This window comes from Riemerella columbipharyngis (assembly GCF_900101995.1).
GTDB classification, from domain to species: Bacteria; Bacteroidota; Bacteroidia; order Flavobacteriales; family Weeksellaceae; genus Riemerella; species Riemerella columbipharyngis.
In genome coordinates, this window is sequence record NZ_FNAS01000001.1 from 303,295 (window position 1) to 321,637 (window position 18,343).

General features: G+C 34.1%; 14 protein-coding genes. All 14 read left to right on the plus strand.

All coding sequences use genetic code 11. The annotated features are described in order from the left end of the window. Nucleotides 1-256 precede the first annotated feature (256 nt). The 14 genes from aspS (at nt 257) to BLS89_RS01395 (ending at nt 18,342) form a co-directional block, all read left to right on the plus strand. Nucleotides 257-2,014 carry an aspartate--tRNA ligase gene (gene aspS / locus BLS89_RS01330; protein WP_092735702.1) on the plus strand — a complete coding sequence of 586 codons (1,758 nt, stop codon included), beginning with the start codon at nt 257-259 and terminating at the stop codon, nt 2,012-2,014. A gap of 85 nt (nt 2,015-2,099) precedes the next feature. Next, on the plus strand, nt 2,100-3,977 hold the full coding sequence (locus BLS89_RS01335) for a polysaccharide biosynthesis protein (protein WP_092735746.1): 1,878 nt from the start codon (nt 2,100-2,102) through the stop codon (nt 3,975-3,977). 32 nt (nt 3,978-4,009) lie between these two features. Next, nucleotides 4,010-4,813 (plus strand): polysaccharide biosynthesis/export family protein, encoded by an 804-nt coding sequence (locus tag BLS89_RS01340; protein ID WP_092735703.1) that lies wholly within the window; start codon nt 4,010-4,012, stop codon nt 4,811-4,813. 12 nt (nt 4,814-4,825) lie between these two features. Beyond that, entirely contained in the window at nt 4,826-7,192 is a 2,367-nt protein-coding gene (locus BLS89_RS01345) for a GumC family protein (protein WP_092735704.1), read from the plus strand. 1 nt (nt 7,193) lies between these two features. Continuing rightward, nucleotides 7,194-8,168 carry an SDR family oxidoreductase gene (locus tag BLS89_RS01350; RefSeq protein WP_092735705.1) on the plus strand — a complete coding sequence of 325 codons (975 nt, stop codon included), beginning with the start codon at nt 7,194-7,196 and terminating at the stop codon, nt 8,166-8,168. Between the two features lie 121 nt (nt 8,169-8,289). Beyond that, nucleotides 8,290-9,582, plus strand: coding sequence for a nucleotide sugar dehydrogenase (locus tag BLS89_RS01355; protein WP_176763206.1), 1,293 nt, complete (start codon nt 8,290-8,292; stop codon nt 9,580-9,582). 3 nt (nt 9,583-9,585) lie between these two features. Then, complete coding sequence (lhgO, locus tag BLS89_RS01360) at nt 9,586-10,770, plus strand: L-2-hydroxyglutarate oxidase (protein WP_092735707.1); 1,185 nt, start codon at nt 9,586-9,588, stop codon at nt 10,768-10,770. A gap of 12 nt (nt 10,771-10,782) precedes the next feature. Next, nucleotides 10,783-11,916, plus strand: a complete 1,134-nt coding sequence (locus BLS89_RS01365) for a DegT/DnrJ/EryC1/StrS family aminotransferase (RefSeq protein ID WP_092735708.1) — start codon at nt 10,783-10,785, stop codon at nt 11,914-11,916. A 2-nt stretch (nt 11,917-11,918) separates the two neighbouring features. Further along, a complete protein-coding gene (locus tag BLS89_RS01370) occupies nt 11,919-12,491 on the plus strand; it encodes an acyltransferase (protein WP_092735709.1) in 573 nt (190 codons plus the stop codon). Nucleotide 12,492: 1 nt separating this feature from the next. After that, complete coding sequence (locus BLS89_RS01375; RefSeq protein WP_221403642.1) at nt 12,493-13,509, plus strand: Gfo/Idh/MocA family protein; 1,017 nt, start codon at nt 12,493-12,495, stop codon at nt 13,507-13,509. After that, on the plus strand, nt 13,509-14,783 hold the full coding sequence (locus tag BLS89_RS01380; protein WP_092735710.1) for an oligosaccharide flippase family protein: 1,275 nt from the start codon (nt 13,509-13,511) through the stop codon (nt 14,781-14,783). Before BLS89_RS01375 ends, BLS89_RS01380 begins: the two co-directional genes overlap by 1 nt. Nucleotides 14,784-14,884: 101 nt before the next feature. Then, on the plus strand, nt 14,885-16,126 hold the full coding sequence (locus tag BLS89_RS01385; RefSeq protein ID WP_176763207.1) for an O-antigen polymerase: 1,242 nt from the start codon (nt 14,885-14,887) through the stop codon (nt 16,124-16,126). A gap of 12 nt (nt 16,127-16,138) precedes the next feature. Continuing rightward, the gene (locus tag BLS89_RS01390) at nt 16,139-17,236 is read left to right on the plus strand and encodes a glycosyltransferase (RefSeq protein WP_143017703.1); all 1,098 of its coding nucleotides are present in this window, start codon (nt 16,139-16,141) and stop codon (nt 17,234-17,236) included. Next, nucleotides 17,233-18,342, plus strand: coding sequence for a glycosyltransferase (locus BLS89_RS01395; protein ID WP_092735713.1), 1,110 nt, complete (start codon nt 17,233-17,235; stop codon nt 18,340-18,342). The genes BLS89_RS01390 and BLS89_RS01395 overlap by 4 nt, the downstream gene beginning before the upstream one ends. Nucleotide 18,343 lies beyond the last annotated feature (1 nt).

Genomic DNA, 18,343 nt, shown 5'->3' on the forward strand with positions numbered 1-18,343 from the left:
TACCAGTGATTCTGTATTTTTTCCTTAACAGAATCCCCTTAATAGTAATAAAACTTCTATCTCATTTATCGCTGTTATATTTGAACTTAGGTAATAATAGAAATAAAAATTTGTATCTTTATCTATGTGAATTGATATGAAATAACTTTCTTAAATTGTCTTGAACCATATTTTTTAGACTTATTATTAAGAGAATATTCTATAAATGTTGTAAATTTGCCTACATTATAATTTAGACATAAAAAAAAGAGATAAAATGTTCCGAACACATACTAATGGCGAGCTTAATATAAGCAATTTGAATGAAAAAGTGACTCTTTCCGGTTGGGTACAGACAGTGAGGGATAAGGGATTTGTAATCTGGGTAGATATTAGAGACCGCTACGGCATTACGCAGTTGGTATTAGATGAAGATAGGAGTTCTAAAGAAGTTTTGGAACAAGCGAGAAAATTAGGTAGAGAATTTGTGATTCAGGTAAAGGGAACTGTGGTAGAGCGTACGAGTAAAAATCCTAAAATTCCTACAGGGGAGATAGAAGTTTTGGTAGATGAAATAAATGTGCTGAATGAGGCACAGCTTCCTCCTTTTACAATAGAAGATGAAACAGATGGCGGCGAAGAGCTTAGAATGAAATACCGCTATTTAGATATAAGAAGAAATCCGGTTAAAAATAAATTGATTTTCCGTAGTCAGATGGCTCAGGAGGTGAGGAATTATCTTGCTAATCAAGGCTTTATAGAGGTGGAGACACCGGTTTTGATAAAATCAACACCGGAGGGGGCTCGTGATTTTGTAGTGCCGAGCCGTATGAATGCAGGGCAGTTTTATGCTTTGCCACAGTCGCCTCAGACTTTTAAGCAGCTACTGATGGTAGGGGGGCTGGATAAGTATTTTCAAATCGTAAAATGTTTTAGAGATGAAGATTTGAGGGCAGATAGGCAGCCTGAATTTACACAAATAGATTGTGAGATGGCTTTCGTAGAACAAGAGGATATAATGGAGGTGTTTGAAGGCTTGGCGGCTCATCTTTTAAAGGAGGTAACAGGAAAAACTTTTGATAAATTCCCAAGAATGACCTTTGCCGAAGCGATGAAAAAATATGGTAACGACAAGCCGGATATCCGCTTCGGAATGGAGTTCGTAGAGGTTAATCATTTGGTTAAAAACAGCGGCTTTAAGATTTTTGACGAAGCCGAGTTGGTAGTAGGGATAAAGGTAGATGGCAAGGCAGACTATACCCGCAAACAAATAGATGAGCTCATAGATTGGGTGAAGCGTCCGCAGATAGGTGCTTCGGGAATGGTTTGGATTAAATGTCAAAATGATGGTACATTGACTTCTTCTGTGAATAAGTTTTACAATGGAGAACAGCTCAAAGCTATAGCCGAGGCATTCTCTGCGAAAGAAGGAGACTTGATTTTGTTAATGAGTGGCTCTATTCAAAAGGTAAGAGCACAGCTTTCTGCTCTTAGAATGGAGCTAGGCAATCGTCTGGGGCTTAGAAAACCAGATGAATTTGCGCCATTGTGGGTTGTAGATTTCCCACTATTGGAATGGGACGAAGAGACACAGAGATACCACGCTATGCACCATCCGTTTACTTCGCCTAAACCGGAGGATTATCACTTATTGGATACGAACCCTGGAGATGCAAGAGCCAATGCTTACGATTTGGTATTAAATGGTAATGAAATAGGAGGAGGCTCTATAAGGATTTTTGATAAGGAGCTTCAATCCAAGATGTTTGATTTGTTAGGATTTACCAAAGAAGAGGCAGAAGCACAGTTTGGTTTCCTTATGAATGCTTTTAGATATGGTGCACCACCTCACGGAGGGCTTGCTTTTGGATTTGATAGATTGGTGGCTATTTTGGATGGTAATGAAGTCATCAGAGACTATATTGCTTTTCCTAAAAATAACAGTGGAAGAGATGTGATGATAGATGCTCCGTCTCCTATTAGTGATGAACAGCTGTATGAATTGAATTTGCAGGTTAATCAATTAGATAATTAGTTCGTTCGTATCTTTGCATTAAATTACATCTGAAGTGAAACTATTTCACAATATTAAGAGTACCATATACGAGGGAGATAATTCTATGAATATCTCTAATATACGCTATATTCCACGCTTATTAGTATTAGTAATAGATACTGTTTTGCTATTGGTTTCATTATTGTCGTCATCATACATTATTTCTAAACTAAGTCCGGAATCAGTGCTTAATTTAGGAAATTTATACAAAGGTGTTCTTATTGTAGGTGTGAATGTGTTTTTTATGATTGTCTTTAGAACTTATGCAGGTATTATAAGACATTCTACATTTGTTGATTTACTCAAGATTTTTTTATCCAATTTTTGTGCATTCATAGTATTGTATGCTGTGAAGATTTTTGTTTTTGTGTATTATCACGAAATATTATTTTTACCTTCTTTACTTTTTATTTATTTTGCTATTACCTTTACAGTTCTTACTTTATTTAGAATTTGTGTGAAAGAGGTATATCATATCGCCAAAGAAAATGAAATAAATACAGCGAAGAAGCGTATTCTTATTTTAGGAATAGGTCAGGAAGCGGTAGCATTAGCCACAGCGGTTGGCGAGAATGCTCACAACCCTTATGAAATTGTAGGATTTATCACGCAGAGAAAAGATTCCAAGAGGGCAAAACTATTGTCAAAAAAGATATATAGCAAACATCAGCTTGAAAATCATGATAAAGATTATTTGAAGGCAGATGGGGTGCTTTTAGACGGTGCTAAAATTCCTAAAAAGGAACTGTCGGAATGGGTGAATTTATTTTTGGAAAAAGGTTTGTTGGTATTAAAAGCTTCTTCCGTAGAAAAATACGGGAGCAATGAAAATATAAGAATAAGAAATTTACAGATAGAAGATTTATTGAATAGAAAGCCCATTGTTATAAAAAATGAAGCAGTAGAAGAGAGGCATCATCATAAATCTGTTTTGATAACAGGAGGAGCTGGGTCTATAGGCAGTGAAATAGTGAGACAAGTTTCTTGTTTTAAGCCCTCTAAAGTGGTTATTTTGGATCAGTCTGAATCACCATTATACGAAATAGAGCTAGAATTGAAAGAAACTTTTCCCGATATCAACTTTGAATTTATATTGGGGGATATCTCTAATTACGATCGGTTAAGAACTATCTTTGAGCAAAATGAGTTTTCAATGGTTTATCACGCTGCGGCATACAAGCATGTTCCTCTTATGGAGGAAAACCCACATGAAGCAATTCGCGTAAACATAAAAGGAACCAAAAATTTAGCCATACTTTCCAGTGAATATAAAGTTAATAGATTTGTAATGATTTCTACTGATAAGGCTGTAAATCCTACAAATGTAATGGGAGCTTCTAAAAGGACGGCAGAATTGTTTGTTCAAGCACTGCAAGAAAAAGATGGAAATACGACAAAATTTATAACCACTCGTTTTGGGAATGTACTGGGGTCTAATGGATCTGTGATTCCTCATTTCAAAAAGCAAATAGAAAAAGGAGGTCCAGTAACAATAACGCATCCGGATATTGTTCGTTATTTTATGACTATTCCAGAGGCTTGCGAGTTGGTGCTTCAAGCCGGAACCATGGGGCAGGGGGGAGAAATTTATGTTTTTGATATGGGAGAACCGGTTAAGATTCTTAATTTAGCCAAAAGAATGATAAAACTTTCGGGGTTGGTTCCAGACGAGGACATAAAGATTGTTTTTACAGGATTAAGACCGGGAGAAAAACTCTATGAAGAGCTTTTGAGCGATGGTACTAAAACATTACCTACTCACCATGAGAAGATTATGCGTTCTAAAGATCCATCGATGAGATTTACGGACATAAATAAATTTGTAGAGGAAATTATAAATATAGCAGAAACAGAGGGCAAAATAGAAGTTGTGAGAATGTTAAAAAAAATAGTTAAAGAGTTCAAAAGCAATAACTCAGAGTTTGAAATTTTAGATAAATAAAAATATTATATTTGCTACAATAAAATAAAATTATGGAAATTGAAAAATGGATTTTTGCTATAGCATCAGTTTTTTTATTAACTTCGTGTAAAGTGAATAATGATATCGCTTATATGCAAAATATAGAAAAATTAGCCAATGATGCTTCTGTAAGAATGACCCAAAATACTGTACAGGCGGGAGATGAATTATCAATATTAGTTTCTGCAGAAGATATGTCTGTAGCAGCCCCTTTCAATAGAGGGATGGAGCCAAACAATAAAACTGTATCTCTGTCTCAGGGAGCTTCTAATAATACTTATGGAGCACAAGTGCCGAATAATGGTTATTCTTATAAAGTTTATGAAGAGAATTATATAGATTTTCCTATACTCGGAAAAATTGATACTAAGGAGAAAACATTAGAAGAGCTTAAAAGCGATTTACAGGTAAGGCTGAAAAAGTATATCATCAATCCGTCAGTTAGTATAAAATATAATAATTACAGAGTGACGGTCTTGGGGGAAGTGAATAAGCCCGGACAATATATTATTCCGGATGGTAAAGTTCGATTGCTGGATGTACTTGGTTTAGCCGGTGATTTGACTATTTATGGAAAACGCGATAACATTTTGGTCGTTCGGGAGCATAACGGAGAGAGAGAAAATGCCTATGTAAATTTAACAAATGCAGATTTTATAAATTCACCTTATTATTATCTTAAACAGAATGATGTCGTTTATGTTTCTCCTAATAAAACGAGGCAGACTGCCTCTATGTTTGGACCTCAGACGGGAATTTATATATCTATAGCTTCGGTTGTAGTAACGATTTTAGCATTGGTAATTAGAAAATAACAGAATAAGGAGATGGAAAATAAAAATACGATCTCTAATGAAGAGAAAGAAATTAATCTTAATGAACTCATTAGACCATATGTTAGAAATTGGAAATGGTTTGTACTATCGGTATTTATAGCAGTATCTTGTGGTTTTTTGTATGTTAAATTAGCAACTAATGTATATAATGTACAGTCTACAGTTTTAATTAAAGATTCCAAAAATAATAAAGGGATAGGAGGAGATTTAGCCTCGCTGGCAGATTTAAGCAGTCTTGGGAATATGGGAAGTAATGGAATCGACAATGAAATGGAAATGTTTAAGTCCAAAAGACTGATGAAGGAAGTGGTGGAAACCAATAATTTCCAAGTGAAAATTTTTTCTCATAGCCTTCTGAAAACAAACGAACTATATGGAGAATCTTCTCCGATATTGGTTAATTTTATTAGAGAAAAAGAAGATGCTGAATTTCCTGAAAAGCTATTGGATGTAGAATTAAAAGGGGATAAAGTTATCCTTAGCTCAGAGGAATTGCCAAAAAAAATTGTAACAAACTATGATAAAACAATTAGTTTACCCTATGCAGACATTATGGTTAGGAGAAACCCTCATTATAATACTAAGCATAAAGAAGATTTAGGGGATTTACAGCTTGGGATATACTCTACTTCCTCTACTGTAGATGCTTTACAGAGGTCGCTTGGTGTAGATTTAGCAAATAAAAATGCTACGGTAATAAACCTGTCAATAAAAACCCCCAACACAGATAAAGGGGAAACCGTCATTAATGATTTGGTAAAAGTCTATAATGCTGATGCGGTGAAGGATAAGAATTCTCAATCGGAGGAAACAATGAAATTTATAGAGAGCCGCCTGAAAGTGATCTCTCAAGAGTTAGGAAATGTGGAAGATGAAAAGAAAAGGTTTAAAGAAAAAAATAATCTTACAGATATTCCTACACAGATAAAATTGGATTTAACGACAAAAGCCGAAGCCCAAAGCAAACAATTAAACATCAATGCCCAGCTGCAGCTTACCAACTCTTTGATCAGCTATCTAAGAAATCAATCTCCGTATCAAGTATTACCTTCTGCAGTAGGTTTGGATAGTCCTACGGCTTCTGCCGGAATAGCATCTTATAACGAGTTGGTCCTTACACGCAGCCGTTTATTAGCTTCTGCAACACCGGATCATCCATCTGTAATAGAAATTTCTAAGCAATTAGACAGATTGAAGTCGTCTATTCTTCAGGGTTTGGAGAAAACGAAAAAAGGATTGGAAATATCAAGCAGCGAGCTGCAATTGGAGCAAAACAATATAGCTTCCAATGTTTCGAGATTACCTTCCCTGGAACAGACTTTTAGAGATATCGAACGCCAACAACAAATCAAAGAGCAATTATACTTATTACTTTTACAAAAAAGAGAAGAAACCGCTATATCGCTTGCCGCAAAAGGAGATAAAGCTAAGGTAATAGATTATGCTTTTGCATCTAAAACCCCTATTTCTCCGAAGAAAAATATTGTGTTGTTGGCAGCATTGGTTTTAGGTCTGTTAATACCATTTGGCGTGATCTATATTATAGAATTGTTTTATAATAAAATTAAGACTAAACATGATATTGAGGCTCTTTCTCAAACTTCAGTTTTAGCGGAGCTTCCTAAAGTAGATAAAGGGCAGGAGGATACAGTGAAACTGAATGATGTTTCTCCTCTTGCAGAAGCATTTAGAATATTGATTACAAATCTCAATTTTATGCTGCCTCATAAAGATTCAGGTAAAATAGTTTTTGTAACTTCATCGATTAAAGGTGAAGGTAAAACTTTTGCATCTGTTAATTTAGCATTGACTTTAGCCACTCCTAAAAGAAAAACTATTATTATAGGTTCGGATACCAGAAATCCTCAGTTACAAAGATATAATACTTCGAGAAGAGGTCTGGAAGGTCTTACAGAGTTTTTACATGATGAATCTAAGGAATTGGAAAGTATTATTCATAAAAGCACTTATAATCCGTATTTAGATGTTATCTATTCGGGAATGATTCCACCAAATCCAACGGAACTTCTTACCAATGGACGCTATGAGGTTCTTCTCGAGGAATTAAAAGCTAAGTATGATTACATCGTAGTAGATACAGCACCATTGATGCTTGTTACAGACACGCTTTTGATAGCTCATTTAGCAGAGGCTTTTGTTTACGTTGTACGCTCTGGATATACTGATAAGAATCTTATTGATTTCGCAAATCAAAACATAGTGTCTAATAAGATTAAGAATGTAGGTTTTGTTATTAACGATGTAGAAAAACATAACTTAGGCTACGGCAATAAATATGGCTATGGCTATGGTGCTAAAGAGAAAAGTTTTATCCAAAAGTTAAAAGATAGATTTTAAAATGAAAAATATTCTCATTACAGGAGGAGCAGGTTTTATAGGCTCTAATTTAACAGAATATTTCCTCAACCAAGGACATAGCGTAACGGTTTTGGATAATTTTTCCACAGGACACCGCCACAATATTGAACCTTTTTTTGAAAATCCTAATTTTAGATTGATAGAAGGTGATATTCGTGATTTGGATACTTGTAGAAAAGCCTGTGAAAGTCAAGATTATGTGCTCCATCAGGCGGCGCTTGGCTCTGTGCCTCGTTCTATTGAAGATCCTATTACCAGTAATGATGTGAATGTTTCGGGCTTCCTCAATATGTTGGTAGCGGCGAGAGATTCTAAAATCAAGCGTTTTGTCTATGCAGCAAGCTCCTCAACTTATGGAGATTCCGAATCTTTACCAAAGGTGGAAGATGTGATTGGGAAACCGCTATCTCCATATGCTATTACCAAATATGTCAATGAATTATATGCTGATGTATTCAGCAAGACCTATGGCTTGGAATGTATCGGTTTAAGATATTTCAATGTTTTTGGGCGTAAGCAAGACCCAAAGGGAGCCTATGCTGCAGTAATCCCTAAATTTGTAATTCAGTTGATGAATTACCAGTCTCCAACCATCAATGGTGATGGGACTTATTCTCGTGATTTTACTTATATTGATAATGTAATCCAGATGAACGAAAGAGCGATGCTCACCGATAATCCGAGAGCTGTCAATACGGTTTATAATACCGCTGTGGGCGACCGTACCACCATTAAAGAGATGGCGTATTTGTTAAGAGAATATCTATCTGTCTATGATGATAAAATTTCGGATGTAGAAATATTGAATGGTCCGAACCGTTTAGGTGATATCCCACACTCGCTGGCATCTATCGATAAAGCCAAACAATATTTAGGTTACCGGCCTACCCACGAATTTAAAGCCGGATTGAAAGAGGCGGTGGAGTGGTATGTTGCTAATTTAAAAAATAAATAAATATAGGTTCAACAGAGTCTTTTGATGAAATTATTAACCGTCTAAGCCTCTTTAATGTACAAATATTGATTAAATCGTAAAGAAGATTAAAGGAAAAAATAATAATAAAAAAATTACCAATATGAATTCATCTTCTATGAAAATTGCCATTATAGGTTTAGGCTATGTAGGGTTGCCTTTAGCCCGATTATTTGCAACTAAATATCCTGTAGTAGGTTTTGATATTAACCAAGAGCGTGTGGCAAAACTCAATGATGGGCACGATGATACTTTGGAGGTCTCGGACGAGTTGCTACAATCGACATTGGTAAAGGAAAATCCATTTATTCAATCATCAAAAGGACTATATTGCTCGGCAAATTTAGAGGATATTCAAGATGCTGACATCTATATCATTACAGTGCCTACGCCTGTGGATAAAAATAATCGTCCTATCCTGACCCCTTTGGTAAAAGCTAGCGAAACAGTGGGCAAGGTATTGAAGAAAGGCAACATCGTGATTTATGAATCTACCGTATACCCTGGAGCTACGGAGGAAGATTGTATTCCTGTAGTAGAAAAAATTTCGGGCTTGAAGTTTAATGAAGATTTCTATGCCGGATATTCTCCAGAACGCATCAATCCCGGGGACAAAGAGCATACTGTGGAGAAGATTTTGAAGGTAACTTCTGGTTCTACGCCAGAAATTGGGCAGGTGGTTAACGATTTGTACCGCTCGGTGATTATTGCGGGCACGCATTTAGCTCCAACCATCAAGGTAGCAGAAGCTGCAAAGGTAATTGAAAATTCACAACGAGATATTAATATTGCTTTTGTAAACGAGCTGGCTAAAATTTTTAATTTGATGGATATTGATACGCACGCCGTACTGGAGGCCGCAGGGACAAAATGGAACTTTTTACCCTTCAAGCCAGGTTTAGTAGGTGGACATTGCATCGGTGTAGACCCATATTATTTAGCACAAAAAGCACAGGAGTATGGCTATCATCCTGAGATTATTTTGGCGGGAAGACGCCTTAACGACTCCATGGGGAAATATGTGGCAGAGCAAGTGGTAAAGGCAATGATTAAAAAAGATATTCCTGTAAACAAAGCCGAAGTGCTGATGCTGGGCGTTACTTTTAAAGAAAATTGTCCGGATGTTCGTAATACAAAGATAGTAGATGTCGTCTCAGCTTTAGAAGATTTTGGAATAAAAGTTACCATTTACGACCCTTGGGCTTGTCCTAAAGAGGTAGAACACGAGTATGGTATTATAAGTACAGACAAACTTCCTCAACAATGTTTTGACGCAATTGTCTTAGGGGTATCTCATAGAGAGTTTTTAGAATTAGATATTGATTCTTTGAAGAAAGATAATGCCGTAGTCTATGATGTGAAAGGAGTGCTTAAAAATTGTGATAATAGCCTATAAAAAATGAAATACGATTGCGTCATAGTAGGAGCAGGGTTGGTAGGGCTCTCTTCTGCGTATCATTTGTTAAAGATAAAACCACACTTTCGGGTACTTGTTCTTGAAAAAGAATCTGGGGTGAGCAAGCACCAATCTGGACATAATAGCGGTGTTATTCATAGCGGAATCTACTACAAATCAGGAAGCCTGAAAGCTAAGAATTGTATTAATGGCTATAATGAAATTATTCAATTTGCAAAAGAATATGGCATAAGATATGACTTATGCGGTAAGATTATTGTTGCTACGAACAAGGAAGAACTTCCTTTATTGGATAATATTTACAGCAGAGGTATTCAAAATGGTTTGACGGATTTGACCTACCTTTCAAGAGATGAGTTCAGAGAAATAGAACCGCACTGTGAAGGTGTGAGAGCAATAAAAGTCTCTCAAACAGGAATCATAGATTATCCTGCTGTTGCAGAAAAAATAAAAGAACTTTTTTTAGAATTAGGGGGGAATATAGAGTTTAACCAAAAGGTACTTAATATAAAACAAAATCAGGGGACAATATCTGTAGAAACTTCTAAGCAAACATTTGAGACTAAAAAGCTCATTTCTTGTGCAGGGCTTTATTCCGATAAGCTGACGGCTATGACCAGTCAAAAAAATGATGTCAAAATAATTCCGTTTAGAGGGGAATATTATAAAATAAAAGAATCTAAACAACATTTAGTAAGAAACTTGATATATCCGGTTCCGAACCCTAATTTCCCGTTCTTAGGCGTACACTTTACCAGGATGATAAACGGGGGAATAGAAGCCGGACCCAATGCCGTATTAGCATTTAAGAGGGAAGGATATTCATTCTTTGATTTTAATCTTGGTGAAACGATGCAGACTCTGACTTGGCCAGGATTTCTAAAAATCGCAGCAAAGTATGGAAAAACAGGATTGGGGGAAATGTATAGGTCTCTATCAAAATCGGCTTTTACTAAAGCGTTACAAAAATTAATGCCAGAGATTCAAGAGTCTGATTTAGAGGCTGGAGGTGCAGGAATAAGAGCTCAGGCTTGTGATAGAAATGGTAATTTGTTAGACGACTTTGATATCGTAAATGATGGAAATATAATTCATGTAAGAAATGCACCATCTCCGGCGGCGACTTCCTGCCTGTCAATAGGGAAAACAATATGTGAATTGATATAAAAAACCTTGAAAATGAAAAATATACAAATGGTTGATCTAAAAGGTCAATACGATAAAATAAAAGAAAGTGTCAATGACGGTATTCAGAAATGCTTGGATACGACTTCTTTTATTAATGGAGCGGCAGTAAAGGAATTTCAACAAGATTTTCAAGAATACTTAAATATAAAACATGTCATACCTTGTGCCAATGGTACAGACGCACTACAAATCGCGATGATGGCACTAGGATTAAAGCCCGGTGATGAGGTTATTTGCCCTGCGTTTACCTATGTAGCTACGGCAGAAGTTATAGGTTTGCTGGGACTTAAGCCCGTGATGGTGGATGTAAATCCTAAAACTTTTAATATTGAGTTGGAAGGAATAGAAAAGTTTATTACAGAAAAAACTAAGGCTATTGTTCCGGTTCACTTATATGGACAATCCGCTGATATGGAGCCTATTATGGTACTTGCTGAAAAGTGTAATCTATATGTAGTGGAGGATAATGCCCAAGCGATAGGTTCGGATTATACATTTTCGGATGGGACCAAGAAAAAAACGGGAACGATAGGTCATATTAGTTGTACTTCTTTTTTTCCATCTAAAAATTTAGGCTGTTATGGAGACGGAGGAGCTCTAATGACAAATGATGATGAGTTGGCAGTAAAAATAAGAATGATAGCAAACCATGGACAAGAGAAAAAGTATTATCATAAAGTACTGGGCTGTAATTCTAGGTTAGATACTATTCAGGCCGCAATATTAAAAGTAAAATTAAAATATTTAGATAAGTATTCTGCTGCGAGGAATCAGATGGCAGATTATTATGATAAAGGCCTTGGGAATATTGAGGGCATAGAAATCCCTCATAGAGCTTGTAATTCTTCTCATGTATTTCATCAATATACATTGAAAATTAAAAACGGAAGAAGAGAGGAACTCAAACAATATCTGAGCGAGAAAGGTATTCCGAGTATGATTTATTATCCATTACCACTATACAAGCAAGAGGCATTTCAGCAGTATGTAGAAAATGGATTTTTGTTACCAGTTACAGAAAGTCTTTGCGAGGAAGTCCTTTCACTGCCTATACATACAGAATTTGATGCTGAAGTTTCAGATTATATTATAAATGAAATTCATAATTTTTTTAAGATAAGATAAAGATGTCAGATTATTTTTCACATGAAACGGCAGTCGTAGATGAAGGCTGCAATATAGGAAAAGGTACTAAAATATGGCATTTTTCACATATTATGACAGGATGTACATTAGGTGAGAATTGTAATATAGGACAAAATGTAGTGGTTTCGCCTAAAGTAGTTTTGGGTAAAAATGTAAAAGTTCAAAATAATGTGTCTATATACGAAGGTGTAACTTGTGATGATGATGTGTTTTTGGGGCCGTCTATGGTGTTTACTAATGTTATAAACCCGAGAAGTGCTGTAAACAGGAAAAATGAATATCTGAAAACGCATGTAGGAAAAGGAGCGTCCATAGGAGCTAATGCGACTATAGTTTGCGGGCATAATATCGGCGAATATGCCTTTATAGGTGCAGGTGCAGTAGTTACTAAAGAAGTACCTGCTTACGCGTTGGTTGTAGGTAATCCTGCAAGACAAATAGGATGGATGAGTGAGTATGGTCACAGATTAGAATTTAACGACTCCGGGATTGCAGTCTGTGAACAGAGTGGAGAAAAATATAAACTTGAAAATAATAAAGTATCTAAACTATAAAATGATGGATAGAAAAATAAAATTTGCAGTGGTGGGATGCGGCCATATCGGGAAACGCCATGCGGAGATGATAAGCAGGAATGCAGAGAGTGAACTTGTCGCATTAGTAGATGTAAAAGAAAAGTCTCAATTGGGAATAGAAAATTACGATGCTGAATTTTTTAATTCATTAGATGAACTACTTGCTTCGGATTTAGAAATAGATGTCATTAATATTGCTACGCCTAATGGTTTTCACGCTTCTCAAGGAATGAAAGTCTTGGATTCAGGAAGGCATTTGGTAATAGAAAAACCTATGGCACTGACAAAGAATGATGCCGAGCAGCTAATATTTAGAGGATTGAGAAAACACAAACAAGTATTTTGCGTAATGCAAAACAGGTATTCTCCTCCGTCAGTATGGTTAAAAGATTTATTGGAATCCGGTAAATTGGGGAAAATTTATATGGTTCAGATTAACTGTTATTGGAATCGTGATGACCGCTATTATAAACCGGACTCTTGGCATGGTGACAAAGAATTAGATGGCGGTACATTATTCACACAGTTTTCGCATTTCATTGATTTAATGTATTGGTATTTTGGAGATATTACCAATATTCAAGCTAAATTTGAAGATTTTAATCATCAGAAGTTGACAGGCTTTGAAGATTCGGGATTTGTATCATTTGATTTTATCAATGGTGGTATGGGGTGTCTTAATTACTCCACTTCTGTTTGGAACAAAAATTTGGAAAGCAGCATTACCGTAATTGCAGAAAACGGCTCCTTAAAAGTGGGTGGGCAATATATGAATGAAGTAGAGTATTGCCACATCAAAGATTATGAAATGCCGGAATTGGCTCCTACTAATCCAGGTAATGATTACGGTGCTTATAAAGGCTCTGCAGCCAATCATCATTATATCATAGAGAATGTGGTAGATGTACTGAAAGGCAGAAATACGATTACTACAAATGCACTGGAAGGGATGAAAGTGGTAGATATTATAGAGAGAATTTATCAGTTGAAAAAATAATGATTGATATAAGGAAAAACTTAAAATCAGAGTTTTCTCGAAATGTTTTAACATTGATTACTGGTACCACTGTAGCTCAGATGATACCCATCTTGGTAAGTCCTATTCTAACAAGAATTTATACACCAGAAGATTTTGGTATTTTAGCTTTATTTATATCTGTGTCAACCATTTTGAGTTCTATGATCTGTGGGCGATATGAGTTAGCAATTATACTTCCAGAAAAGGAGGAAGATGCTATAAATATACTAGCTTTAGGATTTATATTAGCAGCCTTTTTATCTTTCGTTTTATTTTTGATAGTTGTTCTCTTTCATCATACTTTAGCTTCAGCATTGGGAAATTTAAAGATTGAGATATGGCTTTATTTTATACCTTTAGTTATTTTTACTTTAGGAGTATTTAGTCTTTTAAACTATTATAATAATCGAAAAAAATATTATGAAGATTTAGCTAAAGCTACAGTGCTTAGATCTATTGTACTGTCTATTGTTCAAATTTTAGGAGGATTTTTTTATAAAGGTGCGGGAGGATTGGTTATAGGGCAAATTATTTCTAGTTTTTCAGCTAATCTAAAGTTAGTAAAAAATATTTCTAAGGATAAAGTTTTAATATCTAAAATTAATAAAAACCATATTCTGACAGTAGCAAATAAATACAAAAGATTTCCACAATTTTCTATGTGGTCGGCATTAGCAAATAATATGGGTTTTCAGTTTTATAATGTTTTAGTTTCTGCATATTATTCATCAAAAACACTAGGATTTTATTCTATGTCTAATAGAGTTTTAGGTATGCCTGCTACTTTAGTGGGAGGAGCTATGGCTCAGGTTTTCTTTCAGCATGCAGCAGAAGAGAAACAAAAAACAGGACTGACAAAATCTATTTTTATTAAGACATTAAAGAAAACACTTATTATTAGTTTACCTACATTTTTGATTATATTTCTGATTATAGAAGATTTATTTGCTTTAGTATATGGTGAAAGTTGGAGGGTAGCAGGCTCATATGTTAAAATAGTCACACCTATGTTTTTTATTAGGTTTAATGTAGTAACCGTTAGTAATGTTATGAATATATATGGAAAAGAAAAAGCATTATTGATTTGGCAGATAGCTTTATGCTTGATAGCACTATTATCTATTTTTACATGTAGCTATTTAAAGTATCCATTTGAGATATCTTTGTATGCTATGAGTATAGGGCTTAGCTTAAACTATCTTATATTGTTATATATGGTTTACAATCTTTCTAACAAAGGTAAATTATTTTAAAAGAATATATAATGTATTTATTTATAAGTATATTAGTGTTGATATTATCATATTTTTTGTTCAAAAAGGCTTCGGGGTCGTTGTCTTTAACAAAATTAAATATGATTTCTTGGATTTTCTATTACAATATAATAATGCAATCTTTTATTGCGGCAATATTGGTAGTAAATAAATGGGATAATCATTATTTAATATCAAGAATTACTCGAGATGATACACGATTTAACGGATGGATTGCCGTTATGTATACTTCTATGGCTCTTCCTATAGGAATGATTTTAATGAATAAAATACTCTCTGCTAATCCCAAAAATTTGTTAGATAAATATCAGAAAAGTAGTCTTGTTCCATTAGTGAGTAAATATGATTCTTATATAAAGTATCCCCTATTTTTGTTGTCCTCATTATCTATCATCGCGGTATTATATACATTTGCTAATTTAAGAGAAATTCCTATATTAAAGGCTTTTTCGGGTGCTTCTGCTTATGATCTGGCAGTATATAGAGAATTAGCCTCAAGAAGATTTCAAGGGAATGAAATTTTTAGAAATATTTTTGCAATTAGTTTGACCCCTCTTTTATGTTTTATATATTGTGCTTATTATAGATGTACAAAGAAAAAAATAGACTTACATATGTTTTACATTATGTTTATTTTTACTTTTCTTATTCTTACTTACGATTTAGAGAAATCGCCAATAATTAATTTTCTTATAGGATTTGTCTTTTTTAAAGTTTTAGTGGACAGGGATTTGTCAAAGAAGATGTTGTATATCTATGGAGCAGGGGTTTTTATAATTCTTGTTTTTATGTATGTTCTTGTAATGCAGTCAGGGGATATATATTCTTTATTCTCTAACTATAATGCAGGTATTTTAGGCAGGATATTCTTAACTCAGTCAGCAGGAACATATTTAATGTTTGATATATTTCCAAGGGTACATGACTTTATAGGTTTTAATTCAGTGTCTTCTTTTATTGCGAGTCTTTCCGGAGATGAAGTTTCGGATCGTGCTGCAAGGATAGTAATGTCATACATAAGACATGGTAATTTAGAAGGGGCTGGAGTGGTTAATAGTCTTTTTGTAGGAGAAGCTTGGGCTAATTTTGGTTGGACGGGAGTTCTTCTATCGCCTCTTTATGTAGGAGCAGTTGTTCAATTTCTTTATATAAAATTATTGAAAAGCAAAAAGACTCCTTTGTTTTTAGGAGTGTTAGTATATTTTAGTTATAAATCTAGTATTACAGGAGGATTTAATGATTATATATATAATGTGGGATACTTTATTCTATTTATTATGATTGCATTTGTATATATATCTGGAAAAAGCTTGAAAAGATAAAAAGTGTTGAAAATGAAAGAAAAAAGGATGATATTCCATATACCTAATTCTATTGATAAGGAGCAAAAGTCGGGATCTCAAATCCGACCTATGAAACTGTTACAAGCATTTAGAAATATAGGTTATACAGTAGACGCAGTGATGGGGACTGTAAGAGAAAGAAAAAAACAAATAAAAGAAATAAAAAAGAATATAAAACAAGGTATCCAATACGATTTTTTATATAGTGAAAGTTCTACTATGCCTACTGCTCTCACAGAATCTCATCATTTACCGATAGCTCCGTTTTTAGACTTTTCTTTTTTTAGTTATTGTAAAAAAAACAGTATTAAAATAGGACTTTTTTACAGAGATATCTATTGGAATTTTAATGAGTATTATGATAAATCTTCTTTACTAAAAAGAATTGCCTTTCTTTTTTATAAATTTGATTTACTACATTATAATAAAATTTTAGATGTTTTCTATCTGCCATCTATAGAAATGTATAAGTATATTCCAATAGAGCTTGATGGGAAAGTTCTTGCTCTACCTCCTGCAGTAGACACGAAAGTCTTAACTGTAAATACACAAAGATGTTTTTCTGAGAATATTAGTTTTATATATGTAGGAGGAATAGGAAAAGTATATGATTTAAGTTTATTTTTTGATACAGTATTAGATTTTCAGAATTTTAAAATAAATATTTGTACAAGAAAAAATGAATGGGATAGCTGTTATTATAAATATTCTAAGTATGAAAAAAAATATGAAATAAATCATGTTAGTGGTGATGGATTGTCATCTATTTATAAAAAATCAGATATTGCAGTATATTTCTTAAAACCAGATAGATTGTGGGATTTTGCTATAGGAATAAAACTGTTTGAATATATGGCATATCGAAAGCCGATTATAGCAGTAAAAGGAACTGCAGTGGGTAATTTTGTAGAGAGTAATGATATTGGTTGGGTTATTAATTATACCAAAGAGGATTTAGAAAAATTATTAAGATATCTTACTAATAATAGAGATGAAATTAATAAGAAGATTGAGAATATTGAAAAAATAATATTAAATCATACTTGGGAAGCCAGAGCAAGACAAGTAGAAAAAGACTTAAAAGGATGAAAATATTATTGTTGTCAGATTGTAATTCGGTACACACTATAAAATGGGCAAAATCTCTATATAGTAAAGGAGTAGATGTTATTGTTTTCAGTATAGGAGTTTTACGAGTATCGGATTATGAAGGTACCAATATAAGAATATATGCATCATCTTATAAAGTAAGCAGGGGGAATATAGCTAATAAACTATCGTATATTACAATTATTCCGAAATTAAAAAGAGTAATAAAAAAAGAAAAACCGGATATATTACATGCTCATTATGCCACCAGTTATGGCTTATTAGGAAGTTTGGCGAATTTTCATCCTTATATTATTTCAGTATGGGGTAGTGATGTTTTTGATTTTCCCAATAAATCGGTTATTCATAAAAAAATTCTGAAACATAATTTGAGAAAGGCGGATAAAATTTTATCTACCTCAAAAGTTATGGCAAAAGAAACACAGAAGTATACAAATAAATCTATAGAAGTAACACCATTTGGTGTGGATTTAGATGTGTTTTGTCCTTATTCTATTTCTAAAGCATCGTCTCTATTTTCTCAAAATGATATTGTGATAGGTACAATAAAATCTTTAGAGAAAAAGTACGGAATAGAATATCTGATAGATGCTTTTTCGCTAGTTTTAGAGAAGCGGCCTCATTTACCACTTAAATTACTCATCGTGGGTGAAGGAAGTTTGGATAATTCTCTAAAAGAACAAGTAAAGAGATTGCAAATACAAGATAAAGTGATATTTAAGGGTAAAATTCCCTTTAGTGAAGTGCCAAAGTATCATAATATGATATCTGTTTATGTGGCATTATCTATATTGAATAGTGAGAGCTTTGGTGTTGCTATTGTAGAGGCTTCAGCTATGGAAATGCCGGTAATCGTTTCGGATGTGGGAGGACTTCCAGAGGTAGTGGAGCATCGGAAAACAGGAATTGTAGTTCCTCCTAAAAATAGCGAAGCAGCAGCGAGAGCAATTTTAGAAATAATAGATAATGAAACATTAAGAGAAAAAATGGGGAAATTAGGCAGGCTCAGAGTTTGTGAATTATATGATTGGAATAAAAATGTAGAGCTTATGCTATCGATTTATAACAAAATCATATCGAGTTAGA